Raw genomic sequence first — 12801 nt, 5'->3', positions numbered from 1 at the left:
GAACTTATTATGTATGGAAGTCAATACCTGACAGAAGAAAACAACACGTTGCACATCGATGGTGTCGCAGCGACCGATCTTGCAGCACAGTACGGAACACCATTGTACGTGATGGCAGAACGGGAGCTGACGGATCGACTGGCGACCGTCCGGGAACACTTCCTTGATAAGTATCCGAATACGTATGCTTCCTTCGCTTCTAAAGCATTGACTGTCAGTGCGGTGTATGAACAAGTCGTACGTCATGGTCTTGGAATTGACGTCGTCACGGGCGGGGAACTCTTCATCGCCCGTCAATCGGGCGTTCCAGCAGAACGAATTTATTTCCATGGTTCGAATAAATCAACGGCTGATCTTCAGTATGCTGTCGTAGAAGGTGTCGGACGAATCGTCATCGATCACTTTGCAGAGATTGCACAACTGGAAGCGATTGCGGCACAAGCTGGTCGAACGGTTCATGTCTTGATTCGGATCGTGCCACAAGTCATCGGTGGAGCGCATGCGAAAATTCAGACAGGTGGTGTCGATACGAAATTCGGTTTCTCGACACATGCGTCAGATTACTTGGACGCAATCGAAGCGATTTTAGCATCAGAACATCTATCGTTACTTGGCATCCATTGTCATGTCGGTTCGCAAATCCAAGATCCGTCGCTGTTCGAACAGACGGCTCGGACGATGATGGGCTTCGTCGAAACAATTCGTGTACAACATGATTTCACAGTCAGCGAAGTCAACGTTGGAGGTGGGTTCGGAATTGCCTATACGCAGGACGACCAGCCACTTGATTTTGAAGCGACGATCGCACGCGTCATGGATGTCATTGAGACGGAAACGGCACGACTTGGCATCGAACGTCCGCGAATCGGTATCGAACCAGGACGCTGGGTCGTTGCGAATGCAGGGACGACACTTTATACAGTTGGGGCAATCAAAGAGATCGAAGGCGTCCGGACATATCTTTCGGTGGACGGTGGAATGACGGATAACATTCGTCCCGCACTTTACGGAGCGGTTTATGAAACCGTCATCGCTAACCGGATGAGTGGCGAAACGACCGAAATGACTGTCGTTGGAGCAGCTTGTGAATCAGGTGATCTCGTCGCTGAAAAAGCGCAGTTAGTTACGCCAAAGAGTGGCGATACCCTCGCTGTATTTGGAACGGGAGCGTATAACTTCTCGATGGCAAGCAACTACAATCAATTCTTACGTCCGGCACTCGTCTTCGTTCGGGACGGGGAATCCCGCGAAGTCGTCCGTCGACAAACATATGCGGACTTAGTTCAGTGTGATCTTGGAATCAATGGGGTCCGTTCAGAGTCATAAGAGGTGAGGGGTCAAGCGATTGACGACAAAAAAACCGGCGCAATTTCGCCGGTTTTTTCATACATGTGACGATTCTTCTCGCGACTAGAGAGGAATCGTTTTTTTGTGCTGTGATCAGTATATTCATTTTGGGATTTTCAAGACTTGTCCAACGAGTAAGAGATTCGGATTTGTGATGCCGTTCGCCTGCATTAATGCTGTGACGGTGACACCGTAACGTGTCGCGATCGAGTAAAGTGTATCACCCGCTTTAACCGTATACGTCGTTGTCGGGATTTTTAAGACTTGACCGACATTGAGTAGACTCCAATTTGTGATGTTGTTCGCACTCGCGAGGGCAGAGACCGAGACATTGTATTTACGGGCAATCGAATAGAGTGTATCGCCCGCTTTGACCGTATACGTCGTACCGGTTGGGGTCGTAGAACGCAACAGTTCTGAAATCGTGACGAACGAATAGCCTTTTGCTTTTAATTTCGAAATCATCGTCGGCAGGGCGGTTGGTGTTCCTTTCGCACCAGCCCCAGTGTGCATGAGGATGATTGATCCAGGAACGACTTTTGGTATTACACGATCCAAGATGGCTGTTGAAGAGATGCCTTTCCAATCCGTCGAATCGATATTCCATTGAATCGTTTTCGTATAACCAGCCGCTCCGACGACACTCAATACCTTACTGTTACTCGCACCGAACGGCGCCCGAAAAATCGGTTTCGTCGTTTTTCCGGTCAAGGATCGGATGAGCGACTCCGTCCGGGATAATTCACTTGTCATTTGGCTTGCTGATAAAGTCGTGAAATCCGGATGTGAATACGAGTGATTGCCGATTTGATGTGTTGGAGAGGCGGTTGTGATGTTTTTAATCGATTGAGGATGGTTGTTTGCACCACTGCCTGTTAAAAAGAAAGTAGCTTTCACTTGATTACTTTTTAAGACACTTAATATTTTGGCAATGTTCGTTCCGTCTGAACCGTCATCAAATGTCAATGCGACGACTTTTTTGGTCGTCGTTCCTTTTGTGACAAACGTAGAACTCGCTGCATCGACCTGTGAGGGAATTGAAAGTGGGGTTAGGAGAAGCAATCCGATCATCATGATGGTGGGTTTCTTGATGTTCATCGTTAAGGGCCTCCTTCATCAAAACATGCTTTATCAGTACTCTTTATTTAGGTATTCCCTTTATTTTTAAAAAAAGAACTAAGAATTTCCCCTTTTTCAAAGAAATAAAACTGATTTGATGGAAATTTGTTTAAACCATAATCTTTTTGGGAAACCATAATATATGGAAATAGTAAAAAGGAGTGAGAAGGAATGATCGAATTCAAAAACGTCGGCAAGCAGTTTAAGGAAAATGTCGTCTTAAAAGGCTTATCGCTCGAGATTCAAAAGGGTGAACTCGTTGTTTTTATCGGACCAAGTGGTTGTGGGAAAACGACATCACTTAAAATGATCAATCGATTGATCGAACCTTCTTCAGGCACGATTTTGGTCAATGGGAAGGATATCATGAAGACGGATACGATCGAATTAAGACGCCATATGGGATATGTCATTCAGCAAACTGGTCTGTTCCCTCATATGACGGTCCGGGAAAACATTCAATTGATTGCTGGACTTGAGGGGAAAGATCACGATGAGATGGATCAGCGGACAGAACAACTATTAACGATGGTCGGGCTTGATCCGAGACAATTTATTGATCGTTATCCGAGCGAACTCAGTGGCGGACAGCAGCAACGTGTCGGTTTCGCGCGTGCTCTGATGAATGATCCTGATGTCATCCTGATGGATGAGCCGTTCAGTGCTCTCGATCCCGTTACTCGTAATGATTTGCAGGAAGAGCTTTTCAACTTACAAGAGGAAGTGAAAAAGACGATTGTTTTCGTCACTCATGATATGGATGAAGCGATCAAGTTAGCGGATCGGATATGTATCATGCGTGACGGGGAAATCGTTCAGTTCGATACTCCAGAAGAAATCCTGCGTCATCCAAAAGATGAATATGTCGAATCGTTCATCGGAAAAAATAAAATTTGGAGTAGTCCAGAATTCATTAAGGCAGAAGATATCATGATTGAGGATCCAGTTTCAATCAGTGGCAAACGTACATTGCTACAGGGAATTGAGATCATGCGTGGGCGAAAAGTCGACAGTCTATTGATCACTGATCGTGACCGCGTTTTACAAGGGCTGATTAAGTTAAAGAACATCCAAACGATCCCGGATAAGAGCCAACGAATTGAAGAAGTAATGGAGGGCGAAATCATTGCCGTCAATGAACACGATTCGTTACTTGATGTCCTTGAAGTCATGAATCAGGAAGAGACAGGTTATCTGCCGGTAACAGATGCAACAGGAAAACTAAGAGGATTAATCACACGTAGTAGCTTACTTTCCGTCTTGAGTGAGCAATTCATTCATGAGGAGGAAGTCCAATGAACGGTTTCTTTGATTATGTAAAAAATAATACCGATCAAATCGGTGACTTATTACTGGAGCACTTACAGCTGACGGTCTTTGCCGTCGTCATCGCCGTCGTCCTTGGGATTCCGATCGGGATTTTAATCACGCGTTATCAAAAGTTCGCGAAGCCGGTCCTCGCGCTGACGAGCGTCGTGCAAGCCGTCCCGAGTCTTGCTTTACTCGGTTTCTTGATTCCGTTCATCGGTATCGGATCGACACCAGCGATCATCATGGTCGTGCTCTATTCACTCTTGCCGATCGTCAAAAATACGTACACAGGTCTATCGAGTATTCCGGGAGATACGCTTGAAGCAGCAAAAGGAATTGGTTTGACGGATCGTCAAATCCTCAGTAAGGTCCAGATTCCGCTTGCCTTACCGATCATGATGGCAGGGATTCGGATTTCAGCCGTCACAGCGGTTGGTTTAATGACGATTTCAGCATTCATCGGTGCCGGTGGTCTTGGTTACCTTGTCTTTTCAGGTATTCAAACGGTTGATAATAACCAGATTCTCGCCGGAGCGATTCCAGCTGGTATCTTAGCGCTTATCATCGACTTCGTCGTCAGCCGGATTGAATATTCGGTGGCGCCGAACGGTATTCCGCTCGCAGATGGTCGAATTAAAAACAAGGCACGGAAGCGCCGTAAAGCGATGTCAGCGGGACGCAAGATCGCAATCGCAAGCATCGTCTTCCTATTGGTTGGTGGTACAGTCGCTTATTCTTTCCTCAAGGAAGATAAGATCGTCATCGGATCGAAGAACTTTACGGAACAGTTGATTCTTGGAAATATGTTAGCGGATTTAATCGAAGATAAAACGGATCTACAAGTCGAACGTCAATTAAATCTCGGGGGGACGAAGGTCGCTTACGGGGCGCTTGAAAAAGGGGAGATTGACGCGTATGTCGAGTACACAGGGACATTGTTGATCGACGTGCTCAAGCAGGAAGTCGAGACGGATCCGAAAACGGTCTATGCAAAAGTCGGGAAGATGATTCCCGAAAAAAGTCAGGTCGATGTCCTAGATCCGATCGGCTTCAACAATACGTATGCTCTTGCCATGACAAAAGAAGACATTAAGAAGTACGACTTGAAGACAGTGTCGGACATGTCAAAAGTCAGTGATCGCTTGATTCTCGGTTCAACGATTGAATTCGCGAACCGTGAAGATGGTTATCTTGGTCTAAAGAAGAAGTATCCGGATATGAAGTTCAAAGATGTACAACCAGTTGATGGAGGACTTCGCTATACAGCATTGACGAACGGTCGAACGAATGTCATCGATAGTTTTTCAACAGACGGTCTTTTGAAGAAATTTGATTTGACTGTACTTAAAGATGATAAAGAGTTCTTCCCACCCTACTATGCGGTACCACTTGTTCGTCAAGAAACCCTTAAAGAACATCCAGAGCTGAAAAAAGTCCTCAACACATTGAAGGATAAAATCACGGATGAAAAAATGCAAGAACTGAACTACAAAGCAGATGTTGAGAAGCAGCGTCCTGAAAAAGTCGCGCGTGATTTCTTGATTAAAGAAGGATTGATTTCTAAATAAACAGATAGAGCCGAGGCGGGAATCCGCTTCGGCTCTTTTTGTATGCGCGCTGACGCGCTATATCGTTTTGGAAAATACGTAATCAAGTGATTAAATTATTTTTTGATGCGACTAGCGAGCCAAGCGCGAACAGTGCGTTGCTGAATCATACACGTTCTTCCTCTCGGTTTAATGTTCCAAGGCGGTGCTCGGCATCTTTAACGATACGTACTTGAACCTCAGCTGTCAACCAATCTGTTTCAAATTCAGGTAATGTCGGCAAACCATAGCTTGGGTTACTCGTAGATGAAAATAAATCAGACATAATACGTTCTTCATATACTGGAATCATATAAAAATCCCCTCTCTGTGTCTTGATTCATCTCTTGCACCTCTAGTGTACGAAAGAATTGTAAAGACGGAAGAGGGGAGGTATTAAGAACCTGTGAACTTTGTAAACGTTTTCACAAACTTGTCAAATCCTCTGTAATGGCTTCACAACTATCGGCATATTGCTGCCCTCGTTTCACATATTTTCGAACTGTCCGTTCCATGATGAATCGATCATGGTCGCTGATATCGCGGACGATTTTTGCAGGAACCCCCATAACCATTGTCCCTGCAGGCACCTTCATTTTTGGCGGAACAAGACTTCCGGCAGCAACGAATGCACCTTCTCCAATTTCGGCTTCATCAAGGATCGTTGCCGACATTCCAATCAAAGCTCCTTTTCGAATGATACCTCCATGAATCATTGCCATATGACCAATCGTGACTTCATCTTCAATGATAGTCGGAAACCCTTCATACTGATGAATCATCGAACCATCTTGAATGTTGACGCGTTCTCCGATTTGGATCGGACCTTCATCTCCCCGGATGACTGTATTGAACCAGACGGATGAGTCTTTTCCGATCGTGACCTCTCCGATGACCTTTGATCCATCCGCTAAATAAACGGATGGATCGATGTTTGGAATAAGTGAACCGACACGATATTTCATGCGTTTTTCCCCCTCAGGCATTAAATTCATACTCTTTCATCTTGACGTTACAAAAAATAAATTGCAACAGCTTCCAAACTAATTGTAAGATAGTGAAAATACGCTTACACCAGGAGGAGACAGGATGGAACAAACAGTACGTGAACGATTGATTGCGATTGCTGCAAAAAAAGAGAAAGCAGCTGTCGTCTATCAGAACATTTCAGTCATCGATGTCATGACACGTGAGACGTATACGGCAGATGTAGCGATTGATTCAGGCTTTATTGCTGCTGTCGGAGAGGGGTATGAAGGAGTCGAGAATCGTCCGGGAACGAGTCTGTTCATCGCTCCAAGTTTTGTTGATGCCCATGTCCATATCGAATCATCGATGGTACCACCAAGTGAGTATGAGCAGGCGATTTTACCACTAGGCGTCACGACGATCATCGCGGATCCACATGAGATTGCGAACGTCAAAGGCGCAGAAGGTTTGTCCTTCATGCTAGATGATGCAGAAGATCTCGCCCTTGACGTGCGCATGATGTTACCGAGCTGTGTTCCGGCGACTTCGTTTGAACATGCGGGGGCATCACTTGATGCTGCGGCACTTGCGCCATTCGTCAATCATCCGGGTGTCCATGGTTTAGGGGAAGTCATGGATTATCCGGCTGTCGAACGAGCCGATCGCGACATGTTACAAAAAATTAAACAGATTGAAGACGCAGGGAAACTTGTCGATGGACATGCTGCAGGACTCGGACCACGCGAAATCAACATTTATGGTGTCGCTGGAATTCGGACGGATCATGAATCCGTCAGTAAGGAAGATGCAATTGCACGAGCACGGCGTGGTCTGTATGTCGAAGTACGGGAAGGGTCAGCAGCCCGAAACTTGAAGGAAGTACTCGATGCCGTGACAGAGAGTAATGCCAGCAGATTTCTCTTCTGTACGGATGATAAACATTTGGACGATACATTACGCGAAGGTACGATTGATTATAATATTCGCTATGCGATTCGTCATGGGATTAAACGCGAAACAGCGTATGCGATGGCATCGTTGCACGCGACGAACGCGTATCGTCTAGACGATCGGGGAGCCATCGTACCAGGACGCCGGGCGGACTTCGTCTTGTTATCGGATGCCGATAACGTCGTGATTGATGAGGTTTATATTCAAGGGAATTGTGTCGCACGAGCAGGGAAAACGATTCGACCCGTTCGCCGTGCTCATGTGCCGGAGTCATTACGTGGAACCTTGAATACAAAACCGATCACACCAGAAGTATTCGCCCTTCCACTCGAATCAGCACGTGCGCATGTCATCGGAGTCATTCCGAAAAGCATCGTCACCGAGCACTTAATTCTCGACGTTCCACTTCAAGAAGGGCATTTCGTTCCTGTGCCAGAGGAGGATCTCTTAAAAATTGCTGTCATTGAGCGTCATCACGGGACATCGTTCTCAGCAGTTGGGATCGTCAAAGGATTTAAGATGAAGCGTGGAGCGATTGCTGCGACCGTTGCCCATGATTCACATAATCTCGTCATCGTTGGGGCATCAGACGAAGAGATGCAACTCGCTGCAGAACGTCTTGTTCAAGCGGGTGGGGGTGTCATTGCTGTTAATGGGCAAGACGTGCTTGCAGAGTTACCGCTCGAAATCGCTGGGCTGATGACGAATCGTCCTTTCCAAGAAGTCGGGGATACACTCGAAGCATTAAACGATGCACTTGATGTATTAGAAGCGGATCGGTCCTTTAATCCTTATTTGACGATGTCGTTCCTTTGCTTACCGGTCATTCCGGAATTGAAGTTGACCGACAGTGGTTTATTCGATGTGAAACACTTCCAGCATATTTCAGTACAAGCAAACTAAAGTCCATCGCGAGTCTGAGTCTCTTTCCGGGACTCAGACCGTTTTTTATTAGAAATAGATGATCTAAAATCAAAGAAAGATACTTTACAAAAGGTCTAAATATTCTTAATGAAACTTAATAGTTTGGATGTTGAATCATTTTGGAAAGCTTGTTATAGTAAGGTCTATATCATTTGTGAGAAATCTCACTTTCTTTGAAACTCTTTATTTAAAAGAGTCGTAGAAAAGAATAGGATCACTAAAGTGGAAAGGGGACTATATTTATGGATAAATCATATTTTGAAGGACATGAAGTCTTGATTGCGGACGTCTATCGTTCATTCACGCGTCAATTTTATGCACTTCCGACACATCGGCGAACGAAACGTCAATTGCGAAACCTTGCATTCTCCGTTATTCGTCAAGCCAGACCGACGTATGAAGAACGCACCGTTTTGTACGCCTATTTTGCTGAATTCTTCCGAGCAGTGGAAGAAGGACAAGATGAAGAAATCGCTTTTTATAAACAAATCGCACAGTAAAGACCCCCGATGGCTCCGTCAGAAGGGGTCTTTGTTGTTTTTAGAGATATCTTCAGGAAATCAAAAACAAGTAGCGGACGAGGTCCACTACTTGTTGATTAAAGAATTCGATGTGTGCGTCAGGTCCTCGTTTACTTGATTTCCATCCATTTAAAGCTCATATCGGCACCGAATGGGTGACGGTATAATTTATCAATGTTTGTCCGTTGCAAGTACGCTTCACCTTTTTGATAGATCGGCGCGATCGCGTAGTCATCGGTTAGCAAGATTTTTTCAGCTTCTTGCATATCAGACCAACGTTTCGCTTCATCTGCTTGTTGTTTTGCCCCTTTGATGAGATCATCGAATTTTTTGTTCGAGTATTCCATCCGGTTGAAGCTTCCGCCTGTCAACCACATATCGAGGAACGTCATTGGATCCTGATAGTCAGGTCCCCATCCAGCTGCAGAGATATCATAATCGCCCTTCGATTCGAGGTCGAGGAAGTTCTTGAACGGTTGTTGTTTGATATTGATCGTCAAACCAGGAAGATGTTTCTCTAGATCACCTTTTAAGTATTCAGAGACTTTCTTGAATGCATCTTCATCCCGTGAGAGCATGCTGAGTTCGACTGTTTTGACACCAAGTTCTTTCAATCCAGCATCCCAAGCTTTTTTCGCTGCATCGGCATCATAGCTTTGAAGATCCGGATATTTCGCTCGGAAATCCTCACCATCCGGTGTGAACGTGAAGTCTTTCGCAACGATGAAGTTTGCTGGTTTTGATCCATCGTTTAGGATGACGTCCGTAATCCCTTGTTTCTCAAAACCAAGTGCGAGCGCTTTTCGGATGTTCTTGTTTTTCAATGCTTTATTCTTTTGGTTAAAGCGGAGGAAGTTGATCCGAGCATCTGGACGTGTCTTGTAATCCTCTGATTTTTCATATTGTGAAACGAATTCAGATGTAATCGGTGCGAAGTCGACTTCTTTTGCTTCAAAGAGGTTGACGCCAGTCGAGATTTCCTTAACGACTTTAACGTTGATCTGATCCATCTTGACGTTTGCTTTATCCCAGTAATCCGGGTTTTTCTTATATGTCCAACCCGCGTTCGCTTGCCACTTATCGAGGACAAAAGGTCCGTTGAAGACCATAGTGTCCACACTTGTCGCGAACTTATCGCCTTTATCTTCAACGAATGATTGCTTTAATGGTAAGTAAGTCGGAAAACTCGTCAAACCAAGGAAGTAAGGTGCTGGAGCTTCGAGTTGTACTTCAAGTGTCTGATCATCGATTTTCTTGACACCGAGTTCATCGAGTTCAGCTTTGCCTGCCATAATTTTATTGGCATTTTTCAAGTCCTGTAAAATGTATGCGTATTCTGCGGCTGTCTTTGGATCAAGTGCACGCTTCCAAGCATAGATGAAATCATCTGCTGTGACGGCTGATCCATCCGACCACTTCGCATCTTTACGCAATTTAAACGTATATGTCTTTTTATCTTTTGATACTTCGACACTTTCTGCGATTCCAGGTGTCGGCTTGTTATCACCATCAAGTCGATAAAGTCCTTCAAAGACGTTGTTCGTAACAATGATGGAAGTCGAGTCCGTCGTTTTCGTCGGATCAAGCTGAGGTACATCTGTCGTCGAAACGAGCGTGACTTCCTTTTTCTTGTTTTTTGAATCAGATCCGCTTGTGTTTTCATCATTTCCTTGCCCGCATGCAGCGACAGCAAGTAGTGCGATGCTAGATAGTCCAGCAAACGCAATTTTCGATGTTTTATTCATGGAACGATGACCCCCCGAGAGTTAGAGTTAAATATTTCAGAAAAATGTGAACATATTGTTAATTTAAGTGAAAGTGATTAAAAATGCAACATAAATTTTCAGATAATTCTCACTGATCAAGGTCTATATCCTTAATTCCGAGTGATTTTAAATAGTCATAAAGTAGGAATATGGTCAGTTTATGCGGGGAATACATTCGTAATGTCAATCGAACCGGATCTCCTCGCATGCGCATATTCGTAATATGAACACCTTTTCGTTCAAGAGCGAAGATGATTTCAGATGGATCCAGATCAGCAGGAAGGAGCAAGTGTGCGACAAGGACGTTCGCTTCGAACCGACTGTTATTAATACGGCGCATTCCTCGAGTCAACCCCTCTAATAAGAAGAACAAAAACAAAACAAGAAAAACTGATTCCCATATAAATCCTGCACCGACAGCAATTCCAATTCCACTTGAACTCCATATAATGGCGGCCGTCGTCAATCCACTGACGATATCGTGAGGGCGACGCAAAATGACACCAGCACCAATGAAGCCGATTCCGGCAATGATTTGTGCGACAAGGCGCATCGGATCCATTTGAACATTCGTCGCCATATCGTGATAGAGTGAAACGGATTTGATCGATACGATGGTTAAAAGACAGCTGATGAGGGTAATTACGAGGCTAGTGCGTATACCGACCGGTTTATTTTTTATTTCACGCTCGAATCCCATGAAAATTCCAAGGGCAGCAGCTATTAGGAGTTTGAAGAGGTCCTCGAGCTGAAATACATGAATCCAGTTCATTCGTCTCAAATCCTTTCTTTACTTTAAAAGGTGATTTGTTATAATGACTTTTGTGTCTTTCGAATGAATATACGTAAGATGTAATAGATATACGGAAAAAGGAAGTGTCTCATCATGAATCAGCAAAAAATCGGCTTCTTTGCTCTCGCAGCAATGGTCATCGGTTCGATGGTCGGTGGAGGTGCCTTTAACCTTCCCGGTGCAATGGCCCAAAGTGCAAGTGCAGGACCTATTCTCATCGGCTGGAGTATCACAGGAATTGGAATGATCATGCTCGCGCTCGTCTTTCAGCACCTTGCAAACAGTAAACCCGAACTTGAAGGTGGTATTTATGCCTATGCACGTGAAGGGTTCGGACGTTTCGTCGGTTTCAACAGTGCTTGGGGATACTGGGTATCTGCATGGATTGGAACGGTTGCGAACATCACGCTCGTCTTCAATGCGATTAGTTATTTCTTCCCGATTTTCGCGGCAGAAAATCGGATATTCCTTCTTTTAATGAGTATGGTCGTCATTTGGGGATTATTCTGGCTTGTCTCAAGCGGGATCAAGGAAGCGACCCTCGTCAATCTGATTACAACGATTGCAAAGCTCGTTCCAATCTTAATTTTCATTCTATTGGTTGGGATCGCCTTTAATATCAAAACGTTCAATTTAGACATCTGGGGAGATGGGACAGAACTCGGTTCAATCTTCGATCAAGTAAAGGGAACGATGCTCGTCACGCTTTGGGCGTTTGTTGGAATTGAAGGGGCAGTCGTTTTATCGAGTCGTGCTAAAAATCGAAGTGATGTCGGAAAAGCGACGGTAACAGGACTCGTTGGTGTTTTAGTCATCTATATCTTAATTTCTGTCTTATCACTTGGCGTCCTTAGTCAAGAAAAACTGGCTGGATTAAAGGAACCGACGATGGCGTATGTATTAGAGGCAGCAATCGGACCAGTCGGCGCGACGATCATCATGATTGGTTTAATCATCTCTCTATCCGGAGCGCTTCTTGGATGGACGATTTTAGCATCAGAGATTTCATATTTGGTTGCGAAAGATGGTGCGTTCCCGAAAGCATTCGCTAAGACGAATCGAAAAGGGGCACCAGTCGGAGCACTACTGATTACACAGATCGCCACACAGATTGTTGCTGGGATTGCGCTATTCTCTGCACAGACGTATCTCGTTCTATCAAGTATTGCAGGGATTTGTGCGCTCTTACCGTATCTGTTATCAGCCTTGTACAGCATCCGGACTTCGCGGGAAGAGCGGAATCGAAAAATGTTACTCTTCTCGGTCATCGCATCCGCGTACTCTATTTGGCTCGTCTATGCGTCGGGCGTTTGGTACATCGTCATTGCGGCATTAGTTTATGCGCCAGGCATTTTAGCATATGCGTTAGCAGAACGAGAACAGCAACGGACAGGCATGTCACGTTATGAGTGGATTGCTAGCATGATTCTTGTTATCTTAGCCGGAGTGGCTGTTTACGGAATGGTCGTAGGAGAAATTCAATTGTAATTGTAAAAAACGATATGAAAAAAGAA

At 44.9% G+C, this 12801-nt stretch carries 11 protein-coding genes; 6 read left to right on the top strand and 5 right to left on the bottom strand.

Features of this window, described 5'->3' with window-relative positions; all coding sequences use genetic code 11:
* Positions 1–9: 9 nt before the first annotated feature.
* Positions 10–1326, top strand: a complete 1317-nt coding sequence (gene lysA, locus B2U10_RS12375; protein ID WP_290788058.1) for a diaminopimelate decarboxylase — start codon at positions 10–12, stop codon at positions 1324–1326.
* Between the two features lie 123 nt (positions 1327–1449).
* Here lysA and B2U10_RS12370 read toward each other — a convergent pair whose 3' ends face one another.
* Entirely contained in the window at positions 1450–2445 is a 996-nt protein-coding gene (locus tag B2U10_RS12370) for a LysM peptidoglycan-binding domain-containing protein (RefSeq protein WP_290788055.1), read from the bottom strand.
* A 192-nt stretch (positions 2446–2637) separates the two neighbouring features.
* Between B2U10_RS12370 and B2U10_RS12365 the strand changes: the two genes are divergently transcribed.
* Complete coding sequence (locus B2U10_RS12365) at positions 2638–3765, top strand: ABC transporter ATP-binding protein (protein ID WP_035412384.1); 1128 nt, start codon at positions 2638–2640, stop codon at positions 3763–3765.
* On the top strand, positions 3762–5345 hold the full coding sequence (locus B2U10_RS12360; RefSeq protein ID WP_035412388.1) for a glycine betaine ABC transporter substrate-binding protein: 1584 nt from the start codon (positions 3762–3764) through the stop codon (positions 5343–5345). Before B2U10_RS12365 ends, B2U10_RS12360 begins: the two co-directional genes overlap by 4 nt.
* Positions 5346–5490: 145 nt before the next feature.
* Here B2U10_RS12360 and B2U10_RS12355 read toward each other — a convergent pair whose 3' ends face one another.
* Together B2U10_RS12355 and B2U10_RS12350 are read right to left on the bottom strand one after the other, a co-directional pair.
* Complete coding sequence (locus B2U10_RS12355; RefSeq protein ID WP_035412391.1) at positions 5491–5676, bottom strand: hypothetical protein; 186 nt, start codon at positions 5674–5676, stop codon at positions 5491–5493.
* Positions 5677–5788: 112 nt separating this feature from the next.
* Positions 5789–6328, bottom strand: coding sequence for a gamma carbonic anhydrase family protein (locus tag B2U10_RS12350; RefSeq protein ID WP_047395039.1), 540 nt, complete (start codon positions 6326–6328; stop codon positions 5789–5791).
* 124 nt (positions 6329–6452) lie between these two features.
* On the opposite strand from B2U10_RS12350, the gene ade reads away from it, so the two are divergent.
* Positions 6453–8186: an adenine deaminase gene (gene ade / locus B2U10_RS12345; protein WP_290788051.1), complete on the top strand. Its 1734-nt coding sequence runs from the start codon at positions 6453–6455 to the stop codon at positions 8184–8186.
* A 263-nt stretch (positions 8187–8449) separates the two neighbouring features.
* A complete protein-coding gene (locus B2U10_RS12340) occupies positions 8450–8707 on the top strand; it encodes a hypothetical protein (RefSeq protein WP_035412398.1) in 258 nt (85 codons plus the stop codon).
* Between the two features lie 131 nt (positions 8708–8838).
* Here the strand turns inward: B2U10_RS12340 and B2U10_RS12335 are convergent, their stop codons facing one another.
* Positions 8839–10473, bottom strand: a complete 1635-nt coding sequence (locus B2U10_RS12335; protein WP_290754139.1) for a peptide ABC transporter substrate-binding protein — start codon at positions 10471–10473, stop codon at positions 8839–8841.
* 109 nt (positions 10474–10582) lie between these two features.
* Positions 10583–11266, bottom strand: coding sequence for an MgtC/SapB family protein (locus B2U10_RS12330; RefSeq protein WP_290788048.1), 684 nt, complete (start codon positions 11264–11266; stop codon positions 10583–10585).
* 111 nt (positions 11267–11377) lie between these two features.
* Here B2U10_RS12330 and B2U10_RS12325 point away from each other — a divergent pair, with 111 nt between their 5' ends.
* Positions 11378–12775, top strand: a complete 1398-nt coding sequence (locus tag B2U10_RS12325; protein ID WP_290774806.1) for a basic amino acid/polyamine antiporter — start codon at positions 11378–11380, stop codon at positions 12773–12775.
* Positions 12776–12801: the final 26 nt, after the last annotated feature.

The organism is Exiguobacterium sp. UBA7533 (genome assembly GCF_002479335.1).
Classification (GTDB): Bacteria; Bacillota; Bacilli; order Exiguobacteriales; family Exiguobacteriaceae; genus Exiguobacterium_A.
The sequence above is the reverse complement of the archived record's forward strand: the minus strand, read 5'-3'. Positions and strand labels throughout refer to the sequence as shown.